13 protein-coding genes are annotated in these 12,370 nt (G+C 58.8%); all 13 read left to right on the top strand.

Annotation, left to right across the window (positions count from 1 at the left end; genetic code table 11):
* Positions 1-50: 50 nt before the first annotated feature.
* The 13 genes from ACQZ63_RS17725 to purQ all read left to right on the top strand — a co-directional run bounded on the left by ACQZ63_RS17725 (position 51) and on the right by purQ (position 12,313).
* Positions 51-518, top strand: a complete 468-nt coding sequence (locus ACQZ63_RS17725; RefSeq protein WP_025593886.1) for a peroxiredoxin — start codon at positions 51-53, stop codon at positions 516-518.
* A 14-nt stretch (positions 519-532) separates the two neighbouring features.
* Positions 533-1,363, top strand: coding sequence for a ferritin-like domain-containing protein (locus ACQZ63_RS17720; RefSeq protein WP_111782431.1), 831 nt, complete (start codon positions 533-535; stop codon positions 1,361-1,363).
* Between the two features lie 89 nt (positions 1,364-1,452).
* Positions 1,453-2,769: a M23 family metallopeptidase gene (locus tag ACQZ63_RS17715; protein ID WP_111782430.1), complete on the top strand. Its 1,317-nt coding sequence runs from the start codon at positions 1,453-1,455 to the stop codon at positions 2,767-2,769.
* Positions 2,770-2,988: 219 nt separating this feature from the next.
* Positions 2,989-4,503 carry a DEAD/DEAH box helicase gene (locus ACQZ63_RS17710; protein ID WP_019567097.1) on the top strand — a complete coding sequence of 505 codons (1,515 nt, stop codon included), beginning with the start codon at positions 2,989-2,991 and terminating at the stop codon, positions 4,501-4,503.
* Between the two features lie 32 nt (positions 4,504-4,535).
* A complete protein-coding gene (locus ACQZ63_RS17705; protein ID WP_003515990.1) occupies positions 4,536-4,955 on the top strand; it encodes an NUDIX domain-containing protein in 420 nt (139 codons plus the stop codon).
* 884 nt (positions 4,956-5,839) lie between these two features.
* The gene (locus ACQZ63_RS17700; RefSeq protein ID WP_050923875.1) at positions 5,840-6,919 is read left to right on the top strand and encodes a branched-chain amino acid ABC transporter substrate-binding protein; all 1,080 of its coding nucleotides are present in this window, start codon (positions 5,840-5,842) and stop codon (positions 6,917-6,919) included.
* A 132-nt stretch (positions 6,920-7,051) separates the two neighbouring features.
* The gene (gene rpe, locus ACQZ63_RS17695) at positions 7,052-7,729 is read left to right on the top strand and encodes a ribulose-phosphate 3-epimerase (protein ID WP_003515995.1); all 678 of its coding nucleotides are present in this window, start codon (positions 7,052-7,054) and stop codon (positions 7,727-7,729) included.
* 61 nt (positions 7,730-7,790) lie between these two features.
* Positions 7,791-8,327 carry a hypothetical protein gene (locus ACQZ63_RS17690; protein WP_013636387.1) on the top strand — a complete coding sequence of 179 codons (537 nt, stop codon included), beginning with the start codon at positions 7,791-7,793 and terminating at the stop codon, positions 8,325-8,327.
* Between the two features lie 107 nt (positions 8,328-8,434).
* On the top strand, positions 8,435-9,742 hold the full coding sequence (gene purB / locus ACQZ63_RS17685; RefSeq protein ID WP_025593893.1) for an adenylosuccinate lyase: 1,308 nt from the start codon (positions 8,435-8,437) through the stop codon (positions 9,740-9,742).
* Positions 9,743-9,811: 69 nt separating this feature from the next.
* Complete coding sequence (locus ACQZ63_RS17680) at positions 9,812-10,375, top strand: alpha/beta hydrolase (RefSeq protein ID WP_003516000.1); 564 nt, start codon at positions 9,812-9,814, stop codon at positions 10,373-10,375.
* A 183-nt stretch (positions 10,376-10,558) separates the two neighbouring features.
* Positions 10,559-11,323, top strand: a complete 765-nt coding sequence (purC, locus tag ACQZ63_RS17675; protein WP_003516002.1) for a phosphoribosylaminoimidazolesuccinocarboxamide synthase — start codon at positions 10,559-10,561, stop codon at positions 11,321-11,323.
* A gap of 55 nt (positions 11,324-11,378) precedes the next feature.
* On the top strand, positions 11,379-11,621 hold the full coding sequence (gene purS, locus ACQZ63_RS17670; RefSeq protein WP_003495372.1) for a phosphoribosylformylglycinamidine synthase subunit PurS: 243 nt from the start codon (positions 11,379-11,381) through the stop codon (positions 11,619-11,621).
* Between the two features lie 20 nt (positions 11,622-11,641).
* Positions 11,642-12,313, top strand: a complete 672-nt coding sequence (gene purQ, locus ACQZ63_RS17665) for a phosphoribosylformylglycinamidine synthase subunit PurQ (RefSeq protein ID WP_003516005.1) — start codon at positions 11,642-11,644, stop codon at positions 12,311-12,313.
* The last annotated feature ends 57 nt before the right edge of the window (positions 12,314-12,370 follow it).

The raw sequence follows: 12,370 nt of genomic DNA, 5'->3' as shown, positions 1-12,370 counted from the left end.
TATCGAATGTGGCGACTTTCACTCAACATCCCGGCGAAAGAAAGATGATTATGACAGAACTGACGATTGGCAGCCCTGCCCCGGATTTTACTTTGCCCCGCAACGGTGAAGGAACGGTGACATTGTCCGGCCTGCGAGGCAAGGCGGTCGTTCTCTATTTCTACCCGAAGGACGACACATCCGGCTGCACCGCCGAAGCGATAGATTTCAGTGCCCTTGGCGCGGAATTCGAGGCCGCCAATACTGTCGTCATCGGCATTTCCCCTGATAGCGTCAAAAGCCACGACAAGTTTGCTGCAAAACACAAGCTTTCGGTGATGCTGGCCGCCGACGAGGAACGGAAGGCTCTTGAGGCCTACGGCGTCTGGAAGGAAAAAAGCATGTATGGCAAAAAATACATGGGTGTCGAACGCACCACCGTCCTCGTAGCACCTGACGGTACGGTCGCGGAAATCTGGAACAAGGTGAAGGTTCCGGGCCACGCACAGGCCGTTCTCGACGCCGCACGGAAGCTCTGAGAAACGCCCCTGTCGTGACGCCCACCTTCAGGATCATCTCGCTGCGCGGCGGCGCCACCGAGGCGATTGCCTGCGCCGATCTCGACAGAAAAACCGCACTGGCGCAGGAAACGGCGACACGATGGTTCGAGCGCCGCCTGTCGCTGCGCTCCCCCCTAGATCCACCCCTGCCCGAACGTCCGGGCAGGCCGGATAAACCGGAACTCGTTCCGCCGACCGCCGTGGAGCGCCGCTCCCTCCACAGCGTCAAGGGTCGCATAGCGCTGCTGCACGCCATCGCCCACATCGAGCTGAACGCCGTTGACCTCGCGCTCGACATCGTCGCCCGTTATGCCAGCGAGCCGGTGCCGCATTCCTTTTTCAACGGCTGGATGCAGGTTGCCTTCGAGGAGGCGAAACATTTCCGGCTGGTGCGGGAAAGGCTGCGAAACCTCGGCGCGGATTACGGCGATCTGCCCGCCCATGACGGGCTCTGGCAGGCGGCGAATTCAACCCGCAACGACCTCACCGCGCGGCTCGCAGTCGTGCCGCTCATCCTCGAGGCGCGCGGACTGGACGTGACGCCCTCCCTGCAGGCGAAGATGCGCGAAACCGGAGACCTTGAAAGCGCCGCCGTTCTCGATGTCATCTACAATGACGAAAAGGGCCATGTCGCCATCGGCGCCAAATGGTTTCGCTTCCTGTGCGCCCGCGAAAAGAAGGACCCGGCAGCAACCTTCAGGCAACTGGTACGTGCCAATTTCCGGGGACCGCTGAAACCGCCCTTCAACGACCTCGCCCGCGCCGAAGCCGGGTTGACGCCATCCTTTTACCGCTCCCTCACCGCTGTGAGCAACAGCAGCTGACGCCCGCAGCCCGGCGCATGGTGCAAAACTTCGTTAACCTTAACGAAGTATGATTTCCTGTGAGAAATCGGCCAGTCCGGAGAGAGATTTTGACTGATACAGCGGAAAACCGGGTATTCGGCAAAAAGCGGCAGCAGCACGTTCTGGTGCTGGCAAGCGGTGACAAGGTCCGGCACATGACGATCCGGCCGTGGATGACGGCGCTTGCCGGCTGCACGATCGGCCTTTTCTCGCTCGGTTATCTGGGCGCCACCGGCTATCTCATCCTGCGTGACGACCTGATCGGCGCGACCATGGCGCGCCAGACCCGCATGCAGCACGATTACGAAGACCGTATCGCCGCGCTGAGGGCGCAGGTGGACCGCGTTACCTCAAGACAATTGCTCGACCAGCAGGTGGTTGAAAAGAAAGTGGAAAAGCTGCTGCAACAGCAGGCGGCACTCACGTCCAGACACGGTCGCATGAGCGAATTGCTGGAGCGCGCGGAAAATTCCGGCATCGCCGCCTCCACGGCCACGGCCCCCATTCCAACCGCGCCTTCCTCGCTCTCGAACGCGATGGCGCCGGAAAAACGCGCCGATCTGACAGGTGGTCTCTCTGCCATAGAAAATCTGATGGCGCCCCGCCCATCGCAGCCGGAAAAGGCAGCCGGAACCGACAAGCGGGCGTCCTATGTGCCCGAAAACGGCGAAACGCCTTCCGACCGCGCTGACCGCGTGTTTTCCAAGGTAACGCTGTCGCTGAAGGATATCGAACGCCAGCAGATATCACGGATCGCCAGACTGACCAGCGACGCCGAGGACAAGGCAAGCGCGATGCAGGATATCATCCGGCAGGCGGGTCTGAAAATCGACGAAAGTGGCACGGACGGTGTCGGCGGCCCCTATGCGGATCCGCAGGGGAATGAAACCGATCCCTTCAATATGTCTCTGACCAATCTAGACAATGCGCTCAACCGGCTGGATATCGTCAAGGAAACCGCAACCGCCCTGCCCTTCGGCAATCCGGCCCCCGGCAGGGCGATCACCAGCCGATTCGGAAACCGGCTCGACCCGTTCCTTGGACGGCCTGCCTTACATACCGGCATCGATTTTCGCGCCGAAACAGGCGCCGACGTCAAGGCGACGGGCGCTGGAAAGGTGACGGTTGCGGAAAACTCCGGCGGCTACGGCAATATGGTCGAGATCGATCACGGCCAGGGCGTATCGACGCGATTCGGCCATCTCTCCACCATTCTGGTCAAAGCCGGCGACAAGGTGGAGGCCGGCGACATCGTTGGCCGTGCTGGCAGCACCGGCCGCTCCACCGGTCCGCACGTACATTACGAGGTCCGCCGCAACGACACGCCTGTTGATCCGATGCGGTTTCTGGTCGCCGGGGCCGAGCTTAAAACCTATCTCAAATAGCAGTCCGATTTTAACGCTTTTTTCGCCCTTTTTGCGATAAATCGCCCGAAACCGCGTCCAAGGCTCAAAAGCCTCGCCAACCTCTCGCCGTTTCGCGCGCATTTCCGGTTGTTTCCTTGACTTTCTGGCAATTTGGGCATATCCCCGCGCCAAGTCTTTGCAAGTGTCGCAGCGGCACGCAGGTATTCTTACCGAACCAGAACGGAAAAAGTTCTTCCTTTGACAACATTCTCTGATCTTGGCCTGAGCCAAAAAGTTCTTTCCGCTATTGCAGATGCCGGCTACACGACGCCGACACCCATTCAGGCTGGCGCAATTCCGCCCGCTCTCGAAAAGCGTGATATCTGCGGTATCGCACAGACCGGCACGGGGAAAACCGCATCCTTCGTTCTGCCGATGCTCACGCTGCTGGAAAAAGGCCGCGCACGCGCCAGAATGCCGCGCACGCTGATCCTCGAGCCGACCCGCGAACTGGCGGCTCAGGTAGCCGAAAACTTCGAGAAATACGGCAAGAATCACAAGCTGAACGTCGCCCTTCTGATTGGTGGCGTTTCTTTTGAAGATCAGGACCGCAAGCTTGAGCGCGGCGCCGATGTTCTCATCTGCACGCCCGGCCGCCTTCTCGACCATTGCGAGCGTGGCAAGCTCCTGATGACCGGCGTTGAAATCCTCGTGATCGATGAAGCCGACCGCATGCTGGATATGGGCTTCATTCCCGATATCGAACGCATCGCCAAGATGATTCCCTTTACCCGGCAAACCCTGTTCTTCTCGGCCACCATGCCGCCGGAAATCCAGAAGCTTGCCGACAGGTTCCTGCAGAACCCGACCCGTATCGAGGTTGCCAAGCCCTCCTCCACGGCGAAGACCGTTACCCAGCGCATCGTCGCTTCGCACAACAAGGACTATGAGAAGCGCGCTGTCCTGCGCGATCTCGTCCGTGCCGAAGAAGCCGAACTCAAGAACGCGATCATTTTCTGCAATCGCAAAAAGGACGTTGCCGACCTCTTCCGTTCGCTGGATCGTCACGGCTTTTCCGTTGGCGCGCTGCATGGCGACATGGACCAGCGTTCGCGCACGACCATGCTGCAGAACTTCCGGGACGGTCAGCTGACGCTGCTGGTCGCTTCCGACGTTGCAGCCCGCGGTCTTGATATTCCCGATGTCAGCCACGTCTTCAACTTCGACGTTCCCATTCATGCCGAAGACTATGTCCACCGCATTGGCCGTACCGGTCGTGCTGGCCGTTCGGGCAAGGCATTCACCCTCGTCACCAAGAGCGATGCGAAATATCTCGACGCGATCGAAAAGCTGATCACCGAGAAGGTCGAATGGCTGAACGGTGACCTGTCCTCCCTCCCCGCGCCCATGGAAAGCTTTGAAAGCAATACCGGCCGCCGGGGCACCAAGGAACGTGGCGGCAGAGGCCGCGACAGAAACCGTCGCGATGCACCTGCATCGCCGGTAGAAAACATCAATCAGGGTGCACAATCCACCACTGTGGATACGGACATCGCGGCTCACGGAGAAGACAAGGTGAAGGCAGAACGCAGACCGGAAAAGACCCCGCGCAATTCCGAGCGCAACAGCCGCAACCTGAACCCGCTGCACGCCAATGACGACAACCGCGACCGTCGCCGCCATTACCGTGACCATGACGATGGCCCGACGCCTGTTGGTTTCGGCGATGACATTCCCGCTTTCATGCTGATCGTGGCCAACGCCAAGGGCTGAGCCCCGACGGCCTGACGCAGGAAACAATACGCATGACGCCGACGATCAAGCCAGGACAAGATTTTCCAGGCGTCGGCGTTGGGCTTGCCATATTGCGTGATGGCCGCCTGCTTTTATGCCGGCGCTTGAAAGCGCCGGAAGCCGGATACTGGAATATTCCGGGCGGCAAAGTCGATCACCTTGAATCATCCCTCGCCGCAGCACGGCGAGAAGCTGAAGAAGAGACCGGGCTGACAATCGGCAAGGTCGAATTTCTCTGTCATAGCGAATATATCAATGTCGCAGACCGGCACCATTGGGTCTCGCTGATCTTCGTCACCCGCGACACGCAGGGTGAGCCGGTACTGACAGAACCGGACAAGCTTTCCGATATCGGCTGGTTCGACCCCGATAACCTTCCCGAACCCATCTCTGCCTTTGCAAAAGACGCGCTGGCTGCTCTGACGAAATAGAGCCGCTAGCGGACGGAAGCGGCATCAGCGCTGACCGGCGTGGGCTTTTCGCGGCACTCAACGGCGTCTTGAGCTTTACTACAAACAGGCCTCGCCTTCGACAGACGCGACGCTCCTGCGCGATTTGCTTTCGGAAAACCCAATGCTGGAAGAATATCTTTTCGGGAAGCGTTTTGAATGCAATTTAAAATTGCTTAAATTAGCATCACATAAAAAACCGCCCCGGTTGCCCGAAGCGGTTTATACGTAATGAAAATAATAGAATATAGAATGTAATATAGTTTGGCAGTGCTTAAGTTCGGAACACTTCCGAGGCTTGTTACAGCCAATTTCAGTCGTCCCCTGAAACACCTATATCTAATCTAACCATTTACTTTTCGTCAAGCAGATCTTCTCGCAAATGCGAAAAAAACATGGCAAAGCACAAATAAAGCGCAGGGAAATATGTATATTCTCTTTTTATATCAATAAATTAGATTAGTGGAAATAAAATGTGCATTTTATTGGGGTGCACTATAAAAGGCAAAATCGCAAACCCGCCCTTATAAAACTGTGCTTATACGCACTGCATGTTACAGTTTTATAAAGTAAAAATGCTCTAAACCATGACGAGCAGTACTTCCGCTCTTATGAAATTACAGAGTGAATTGCCGACCTTAAAAAAGATGAATCTCGGCAAAAAACAATCGCGCGCGATCACATTGAATATATACAACCATAACGCGCAATTGCAGACTGTTGTTTCAAATTGGATGAGTTGCGATCAAAACGGCCGTGCAGTGAACGATGATGTGCGATTATGATGGGTATCAGCGATTTTTCCTTTGGAAAACCAGTTGTTGCCGATAAACATCAAACCGGGACAACAGGATTTCGCGCACGTCATGCTTTCACTTCGCCTGCTAACGATCATCGCCGGTTTTGCCTTTGCGGGCTCAGCATGCGCGGCGTCGATCGGCATCGTTGCCCCACAGAACGGCCCATACGAACTGCTGGGGCAACAGGTCAGGCAGGGCGCGAAGGCCGCGGCCGCCAAGCTCGGGCTAGATGTCGTCGAAATCCATGAAAGCTGCGAAGACGGCAGCGGCGGCGCGATTGCCGATGGTCTCGTGGCCGCCAAAGTCAGCGCGGCAATCGGTTTTTTGTGCACGGAAACGCTTCAGGGCGTTCTGCCGCCTCTGAAGTCAGCCGCCATTCCAGCAATCACGCTTTCCAGCCGTGCCCCGATCCTGATGGAAGACGCTCTGAAATATAGCTGGCCGCTTTTCCGCCTAGCGCCATCGGACAAGGCCGAATCGGACCGGGCCGCAGAAATCATCCTGCGCGACTGGAAGGGACATTCCATTGGCCTCGTGGATGATGGCACGATCTTCAGTCGCGATCTGGTAGATCGCATCCGTTCGGCGCTGGAGGAGAACGGGCTGAAACCGACACTCACCGATACGCTGCGCCCGGCACAGGAGCAACAGGTGGCGCTTGTGCGCCGGCTGGGGCGCACCGGCATCACCCATGTGTTCATCGGCGCGGAACGCAACGACGTCGCGATTGTCGCCAGAGACGCCGGCTCCGAAAACATTCCGCTCACCATCATGAGCGGCGACGCCATGAATGCGGCAAACAACCCCGTGCCACTTGCGGCAAATGTGCTAGCGGTCACGCGCCCGGCCTATGACACATTGCCTTCGGCACAGGCCGTCGCCGGCGAATTGCGTGCCGCCAATATCGAGCCGGAAGGTTACGTCCTGCCCTCCTATGCGGCTGCGGAACTGACTGCGGCGCTTGCCGAAGCAGCCCAATCCCAAGGGAAACCCGCACCGGAGATACTGGCGAACGGCACCGTCTTCAAAACCGTGCTCGGCGATATCGCTTTCAACCCTTCGCATGAACTTGCAGACAATCCCTATCGCCTGCAGCGCTGGAACGGCCAGCGTTTCGAACAGGCGGACAAGGCCGAAAGACAATAGGTGAAGCCGGTATCGCTGGAAATTCAGTAAGCCGCGGCTGAAAACCGGCGGCAACCGCGCGACAAGCCGTTTCAAACCCTGATACTTGATGCTAAAGGCAGCTTACGCAACGCGTCGAGAGGAGTTTGCCCCATGTCCCTGCCCATCCGGATCGCACCGTCCATTCTGGCGTCCAATTTCGCCAAGCTGGGACAGGAAGTCGCCGATGTGACGGAAGCGGGCGCAGACTGGATCCACCTCGATGTCATGGACGGCCATTTCGTGCCAAACATCTCGTTCGGTCCTGACGTCATCAAGGCGCTCCGCCCGCACAGCAATGCCTTTTTCGACTGCCACCTGATGATTGCCCCCGTCGATCCCTACCTCGAAGCCTTCGCCAAGGCCGGCTGCGACGGCATTACCGTCCATGCGGAGGCAGGCCCGCATCTCCATCGCTCACTCCAGACCATCCGCACGCTCGGCAGGAAGGCCGGCGTGACGCTCAACCCCGCCACGCCGCTTTCGGTCATCGAAAACGTGCTTGACGATGTCGATCTCGTGCTGATCATGAGCGTCAATCCCGGTTTCGGTGGACAGAAATTCATTCCGGCCATGCTCGACAAGATCCGTGCGGCAAAGGCCATGATCGGCGACCGGCCGATCGAACTTGAAGTGGACGGCGGCGTGACGGCGGAGACAGCCGGCGCCATCGTCGCAGCCGGTGCCAACGCACTCGTGGCCGGTTCGGCCGTCTTCAAGGGCGATGGTGTCGCAGACTATCGCAAGACGGTTTCGTTGTTGCGCTCGGTGTCGGAAGCCGCCCGGTCCTGACCCGCCACAGCAGCCGGATACACCGGAGACGGGACGGCAGGACGTTTGGGTGGGGGCTTTGATGAACAGCGACAGGCGGAATTTCCACGACGTCATCCCGGCAGCGCTGTTTTCGCTCCTCGCTCCGCTTGTCTGGGCCGCCATCTCGGCAGCCACCGCTACCCTCGGCCTCTATCTCCGCAACCGGCTGGAAACCGACCATGCCGCCGATATCGCCGTGCTGTTCTTCTTCGGCGGTCTCCTGGGCTGGCCGCTGGCCATGGTTGCCTTGCGCTTCCTGCCCGCATCCACCAGCCTGCCGCTGCGTTTTGCGGCAAGCTGCCTTGCCATCGCTTTTTTCACGATCGCGGTCGCGGCGGCATTTTTCGCGCTCCAGTACCGCATCTTTTATGCGCAATGGCACGCGCCGGCATTTTCCCGCATCTGGTTTTTCCAGCAATTTTTCACCTCGCTTGGCGCGATCTACCAGTTCTGCATTCTCGGCCTCGGCCTCTATTTTCCGTTTGCCGCCATTCCGCTTGCGCTGGCAGGCGCCATCCTTTGCCGCCGTGCGCACAGAGCGCCACGCGTCCGTTCGGACGTACACCGGACGCTCTAGCATTTTGAATGTACGCATCGAGCCGATGCGAAGGCTTGATAGATTGAGATTCGCGGAACACTTTGCTAAACGGGCAGCAAAATTCCTCCACAAAGAAAGTCATTGCCATGATCCCTCGTTACTCCCGGCCGGAAATGGTCGCCATCTGGTCGCCGGAAACAAAATTCCGCATCTGGTTCGAGATCGAGGCGCATGCCTGTGACGCGCTGGCCGAGCTCGGCGTCATTCCGAAATCGGCCGCACAGACCATCTGGGAAAAAGGCGGCAGCGCGACTTTCGACGTCGCCCGTATCGACGAGATCGAGGCCGTCACCAAACACGACGTCATCGCCTTCCTGACCCACCTTGCGGAATTCGTCGGTCCCGACAGCCGCTTCATCCACCAGGGCATGACCTCGTCCGACGTGCTTGACACAACCCTCAACATCCAGCTCGTCCGCGCCGCCGATCTGCTGCTGGCCGATATGGACCGCGTGCTGGCTGCGCTCAAGACCCGCGCTTTCGAACACAAGAACACGGTACGCATCGGCCGCAGCCACGGCATCCACGCCGAGCCGACCACGATGGGCCTGACCTTCGCCCGCTTCTACGCCGAGATGCATCGCAACCGCGAGCGTCTCGTCAATGCGCGCGCGGAAATCGCCACGGGCGCGATCTCCGGTGCTGTCGGCACCTTCGCCAATATCGATCCGCGCGTCGAGGAACATGTCTGCGCAAAGCTCGGCCTCGTGCCCGAGCCGGTCTCCACGCAGGTCATCCCGCGTGACCGCCACGCCATGTTCTTCGCCATCCTCGGCGTCATCGCCTCGTCGATCGAAAACGTCGCCATCGAAATCCGCCACATGCAGCGCACCGAGGTTCTGGAAGCGGAAGAGTTCTTCTCGCCCGGCCAGAAGGGTTCGTCGGCGATGCCGCACAAGCGTAACCCGGTTCTCACCGAAAACCTCACGGGCCTTGCCCGCCTGGTGCGCATGTCGGTCGTTCCCGCGCTTGAAAACGTGGCGCTCTGGCATGAGCGTGACATCAGCCACTCCTCCGTGGAGCGCGCCATCGGCCCCGACACCACAGTCACCCTCGATTTTGCGCTGAACCGCCTTGCCGGCGTCATCGAAAAGCTGGTGATCTATCCCGACAACATGCTGAAGAACATGAACAAGTTCCGCGGCCTCGTGCACTCGCAGCGCGTTCTTCTGGCGCTGACGCAGGCCGGCGTTTCCCGCGAGGACGCCTACCGTCTGGTGCAGCGCAACGCCATGAGGGTCTGGGAACAGGGTGCGGATTTCCTTGAGGAACTGCTGGGCGACGAGGAAGTGCGCGCCGCCCTTCCCGAAAGCGTCATCCGCGAAAAATTCGACCTCGGTTACCACACCAAGCATGTCGACACGATCTTCGCCCGCGTCTTCGGCAACGCCTGAGGCGAGGCTCCCGAAGTTAATGCCGTCGCGACCTTGATCGCGACGGCATGAAACCACAGATATGGGCCCATGAAAGTTTCAGAAGCAGATATTCTCATCGTACCGGGTTACACCAATTCCGGTCCTGACCACTGGCAGACACGCTGGGAGCGCAAGCTTTCGACAGCGCGCCGCGTCGAGCAGGCTGAATGGTCAAAACCGGTGAAGGAAGACTGGATCGCGCGGCTGGTGGAAGAAGTTAACGCCTCGACCAAGCCCGTTGTCATCGTCGCCCATTCGCTGGGTGTGCCGACCGTCATCCACGCCCTTCCGGAAATCGGCAAGAAGGTTGCAGGCGCGCTTCTGGTGGCGCCACCGGATGTCGCCAATCCCGATATCAGGCCGAAACATCTGATGACCTTCGGTCCCTATCCGCGCGATCCATTGCCGTTTCCGGCAATCACAATTGCCAGCCGCAACGATCCCTTCGGATCCTACGAACATGCCGACGATATTGCCGCCGCCTGGGGTGCGATGTTGGTGGATGCAGGCATGTCCGGCCATATCAACGCCGAGTCTGGCCATGGCCCCTGGCCCGAGGGTGGCATGGTATTTGCCCAGTTCCTGAGCCGCCTCAAGGTGAACGAGCCCTGACCATCGTGGCCAGCCGCTGAAGCCGGTCGATTTTCGGCCGGGCAACATTCTTCCGCCCGACACAAGAATTGAAGGGAAGATATGCGAGCCGCATTGTAGAATGCACTCTTTTCCTTTATGGGACCGCTCAAAGACAGAAACGCAACGCCACCAGAATCGGCGTGAACCAAGAGACCTGCCATTATGAACCGTCGCCGCCGTATTTACGAAGGCAAGGCCAAGATCCTCTACGAAGGTCCGGAGCCAGGCACGCTTATCCAGTTCTTCAAGGACGATGCGACTGCCTTCAACAAGAAAAAACACGAAGTCATCGACGGCAAAGGTGTGTTGAACAACCGGATTTGTGAATATGTCTTCACGCATCTGAACAAGATCGGCATTCCCACACACTTCATCCGCCGCCTCAACATGCGCGAGCAGTTGATCAAGGAAGTCGAGATGATCCCGCTCGAGATCGTCGTGCGCAATGTCGCCGCCGGCTCGCTGTCGAAGCGACTCGGCATCGATGAAGGCGTGGTTCTGCCGCGCTCCATCATCGAGTTCTACTACAAGTCCGACGAGCTGGAAGACCCGATGGTCTCCGAAGAGCACATCACGGCCTTCGGCTGGGCCAACCCTGCCGAGCTTGACGACATCATGGCGCTGGCGATCCGTGTCAACGACTTCCTGTCCGGCCTGTTCTTGGGCGTCGGCATCCAGCTGGTCGACTTCAAGATCGAATGCGGCCGCCTGTTTGAAGGCGACATGATGCGCATCATCCTCGCCGACGAGATTTCGCCCGACAGCTGCCGCCTGTGGGACATCGAGACCCAGAAAAAAATGGACAAGGACCTGTTCCGCCGCGACATGGGCGGCCTCGTGGAAGCCTATTCCGAAGTGGCACGCCGTCTCGGCATCATCAATGAAAACGAACCGATCCGCGGCACCGGCCCTGTCCTGGTAAAGTAATTTCGGCCTCGTGAAATAATATCGGCCTAGCAAGGTAAAATCAGGAGAAGATCAGGTGATCAAGGCACGGGTGACTGTTACGCTGAAGAACGGCGTTCTCGATCCGCAGGGCAAGGCAATCGAAGGCGCACTCGGCAGCCTCGGTTTCGGTGGCGTCGGCCATGTCCGTCAGGGCAAGGTCTTCGATCTGGAACTGGAAGGTGCAGACAAGGCCAAGGCCGAGACCGACCTGAAGGCGATGTGCGAAAAGCTCCTGGCCAATACGGTTATCGAAAACTATTCTATCGCCATTCTCTAAAGCCGCAGGAGCCGCCGACCATGAAATCCGCTGTCGTCCAACTTCCCGGCCTCAACCGCGATCGCGACATGATCGCGGCACTCACGAAAATCTCCGGCAAGGCGCCCGTCACCATCTGGCAGACGGAGACGACTATCCCGGATGTCGACCTGATCGTCATTCCGGGCGGCTTTTCCTATGGCGACTATCTGCGTTGCGGCGCAATTGCTGCACGCATGCCGGTCATGCAGGCCATTCGCGAAAAGGCTGAGCAGGGCGTCAAGGTTCTCGGCGTCTGCAACGGCTTCCAGATTTTGGTCGAAGCGGGCATGCTGCCGGGCGCGCTGATGCGCAACGCCTCACTGAAATTCGTCTGCCGCGAAGTGAAACTCGAAGTCGTCAACAACGACACCGAATTCACCCGCGCCTATGACAAGGGCCAGGTTCTGCGCTGCCCCGTCGCCCACCACGATGGCAACTATTTCCTCGATACGGATGAGCTTAAGTCCGTCGAAGACAACGGTCAGGTCGTTTTCCGTTATGCAGATGGCACCAATCCGAACGGCTCGCTGAACGACATTGCCGGCGTCATCAACGCCAAGGGCAACGTTCTCGGCATGATGCCGCACCCGGAAAACCTGATCGAAGCTGCCCATGGCGGCAATGACGGCCGTGGCCTCTTCGCCTCGGCGCTTGGCGTTATCGCAGCCTGACAAGCGGGCGGGCCATCCCCGCCTGCCCTCTTCCCGATGATGCTTTTTATGGCTCCA

The organism is Agrobacterium sp. CG160-95 (assembly GCF_053521725.1).
The sequence above is the reverse complement of the archived record's forward strand: the minus strand, read 5'-3'. Positions and strand labels throughout refer to the sequence as shown.

Coding starts and splice junctions, on each gene's coding strand:
- ACQZ63_RS17725 (WP_025593886.1), top strand. CDS start 51: ATGACAGAACTGACGATTGGCAGCCCTGCCCCGGATTTTACTTTGCCC.
- ACQZ63_RS17705 (WP_003515990.1), top strand. CDS start 4,536: ATGACGCCGACGATCAAGCCAGGACAAGATTTTCCAGGCGTCGGCGTT.
- ACQZ63_RS17700 (WP_050923875.1), top strand. CDS start 5,840: ATGCTTTCACTTCGCCTGCTAACGATCATCGCCGGTTTTGCCTTTGCG.
- rpe (WP_003515995.1), top strand. CDS start 7,052: ATGTCCCTGCCCATCCGGATCGCACCGTCCATTCTGGCGTCCAATTTC.
- ACQZ63_RS17690 (WP_013636387.1), top strand. CDS start 7,791: ATGAACAGCGACAGGCGGAATTTCCACGACGTCATCCCGGCAGCGCTG.
- purB (WP_025593893.1), top strand. CDS start 8,435: ATGATCCCTCGTTACTCCCGGCCGGAAATGGTCGCCATCTGGTCGCCG.
- ACQZ63_RS17680 (WP_003516000.1), top strand. CDS start 9,812: ATGAAAGTTTCAGAAGCAGATATTCTCATCGTACCGGGTTACACCAAT.
- purC (WP_003516002.1), top strand. CDS start 10,559: ATGAACCGTCGCCGCCGTATTTACGAAGGCAAGGCCAAGATCCTCTAC.
- purQ (WP_003516005.1), top strand. CDS start 11,642: ATGAAATCCGCTGTCGTCCAACTTCCCGGCCTCAACCGCGATCGCGAC.